General features: G+C 60.1%; 3 protein-coding genes. All 3 read left to right on the forward strand.

The annotated features are described in order from the left end of the window. On the forward strand, positions 1-340 hold a 340-nt coding region (locus AC1DSG_RS30170), incomplete at its 5' end, for a thiamine phosphate synthase (protein WP_477794137.1). Positions 341-371: 31 nt separating this feature from the next. Then, positions 372-1,655, forward strand: coding sequence for a glutamate-1-semialdehyde 2,1-aminomutase (gene hemL / locus AC1DSG_RS30175; RefSeq protein WP_477794138.1), 1,284 nt, complete (start codon positions 372-374; stop codon positions 1,653-1,655). Between the two features lie 225 nt (positions 1,656-1,880). Beyond that, positions 1,881-2,435, forward strand: a complete 555-nt coding sequence (locus tag AC1DSG_RS30180) for a tetratricopeptide repeat protein (protein ID WP_477794139.1) — start codon at positions 1,881-1,883, stop codon at positions 2,433-2,435. Positions 2,436-2,506: the final 71 nt, after the last annotated feature.

Here is a 2,506-nt window from a genome sequence, read left to right on the forward strand (position 1 = left end):
GCTCGGCTCCAAAGCCATCATCGGTTCGACCTGCCACGCGCAACTCGAACTCGCCGAGCAAGCCGCAAAGGAAGGCGCCAGTTATGTCGCCTTCGGCCGCTTCTTCAACTCCAATACCAAACCCGGCGCCCCCACTTGCAGCCTCGAACTGCTCGACCAGGCCCGCCGCACACTGCACCTGCCGATTTGCGCGATTGGTGGCATCACCCTGGAAAACGCCGCGCCACTGGTGGCCCACGGGGTTGATCTGCTGGCAGTCGTCCACGGTCTGTTTGGCGCCGAGAGCCCTGGTGAAGTGACACGCCGCGCCCGCGCCTTTAACGAACTGCTTTCTATTTAAGTAGCTTAAAATCTGATTTGAGAGCCCGACCATGTCTCGTTCCGAAACCCTGTTTGCCAATGCCCAGAAACACATTCCCGGGGGCGTGAACTCGCCTGTTCGCGCGTTCAAAAGCGTGGGTGGCACACCGCTGTTTTTCAAACACGCTGAAGGCGCCTACGTCACCGACGAAGACGACAAGCGTTATGTCGATTACGTGGGCTCCTGGGGCCCGATGATCCTCGGCCACAGCCATCCGGACGTGCTGGACGCGGTGCGTAAACAACTGGAACACGGGTTGTCCTACGGCGCCCCGACTGCGATGGAAACCGAGATGGCCGATCTGGTCTGCTCGATCGTGCCGTCGATGGAAATGGTGCGCATGGTCAGCTCCGGCACCGAAGCGACCATGAGCGCGATCCGCTTGGCCCGTGGTTTCACCGGTCGCGACAACATCATCAAGTTTGAAGGCTGCTACCACGGTCACTCCGACAGCCTGCTGGTCAAGGCCGGTTCCGGTGCATTGACCCAAGGCGTACCTAGCTCGGCCGGCGTGCCGGCTGACTTCGCCAAACACACTCTGACCCTGCCGTTCAACGACATCGACGCGGTGCAAACCATGCTCGCCGAAGTCGGCCAGGACGTGGCGTGCATCATCGTCGAGCCGGTTGCCGGCAACATGAACTGCGTACCACCGGCACCGGGGTTCCTCGAAGGCCTGCGGACCCTGTGCGACAAGCATGGCGTGGTGCTGATTTTCGACGAAGTGATGACCGGTTTCCGCGTTGCCCTCGGCGGTGCACAAGCCCACTTCGGCGTAACGCCGGACCTGAGCACGTTTGGCAAGATTATCGGCGGCGGCATGCCAGTCGGCTGCTTCGGCGGCAAGCGCGAAATCATGTCGCACATCGCGCCACTGGGCCCGGTGTACCAGGCAGGCACGTTGTCAGGTAACCCGCTGGCCATGGCCGCCGGCCTGACCACCCTGCGCCTGATCAGCCGTCCGGGCTTCCATGCCGAGTTGAGCGACTACACCAGCCGCCTGCTCGACGGCCTGCAACAGCGTGCCGATGCCGCGGGCATTCCGTTCGTGACCACGCAAGCAGGCGGCATGTTCGGTCTGTACTTCAGTGGTGCTGACGACATCGTGACCTTCGATGACGTAATGGCCAGCGACGCAGCCCTGTTCGGTCGCTTCTTCCACTTGATGCTCGAAGGCGGGGTGTACCTGGCACCGAGCGCTTTCGAAGCCGGCTTCACCTCGATCGCCCATGGCGAAGCCGAGTTGAAACTGACGCTGGATGCCGCCGAGCGAGCATTCGCCGCATTGAAATAACGCTTTGCCGCTGACGTTGGCGACTGCCAGCGTCAGCTTTTACCTACATTCGCACCGTTCTTCCTACGCTACTGCTAATAATCTCCCGCAAATTGGGCGATATATTCCCCGCGCAGCAGAAAAACGAGTAAAGACTTTGTAAGGTTGGCCCTGCTTATTTCATAATGCGCGCTTATTGGATCCCCTCGATGGGTCCGCGCGCCCTTCAGAGGTAAGTCGATTCCCATGAACCGCACCGGCCGCGCCCTTTCATTGGGCTGCCTGTTGCTCCTTCAGCCCCTGCTCGCGCTCGCACAAGCAGGCGGCAACTCGTTGTTAATCCCAGCGATGGGTCGCTGCACCCTCAATACTCAGCCGCAAGACCTGACGCAAGCGCTCGCCGCCTGCCAGAAAGCGTCGGACGAAGGGGATGCGCAAGCGCAATACGAGTTGGGTGAGTTCTACTACAACGGCAAAAACACGCAGCGCGACCTCAATCAAGCCCTCGGTTATTTCGAAAAAGCCTCACTGCAAGGCCACGCCCAGGCGCAATTCAAACTGGGTACCATGTTCTTCCACGGCGAAGGCGTACCGGCCAATAATATTCAGGCGTACATCGTGCTGAAAATGGCGGCGGTCAATGGCGCGGAAGATGCGCTGGACACGGCGGATGAAGTGGCCGAGAAGATGCCGCGCGAAGAACTTGAAGTGGCTACCCAGGTGCTGGGGCAAATCTTTCGCAAATACCTGATGGAATTGCAGAGCGCGGATGGGCGAACGCCGTTTTCGCCACTGCCCTGATTTCTGTATTGATCTGACTGGCCCCATCGCGAGCAGGCTCGCTCCCACAATTGATCTCCTGTGAACACAAC

The sequence above is a fragment of the Pseudomonas sp. P5_A12 genome (genome assembly GCF_056400685.1).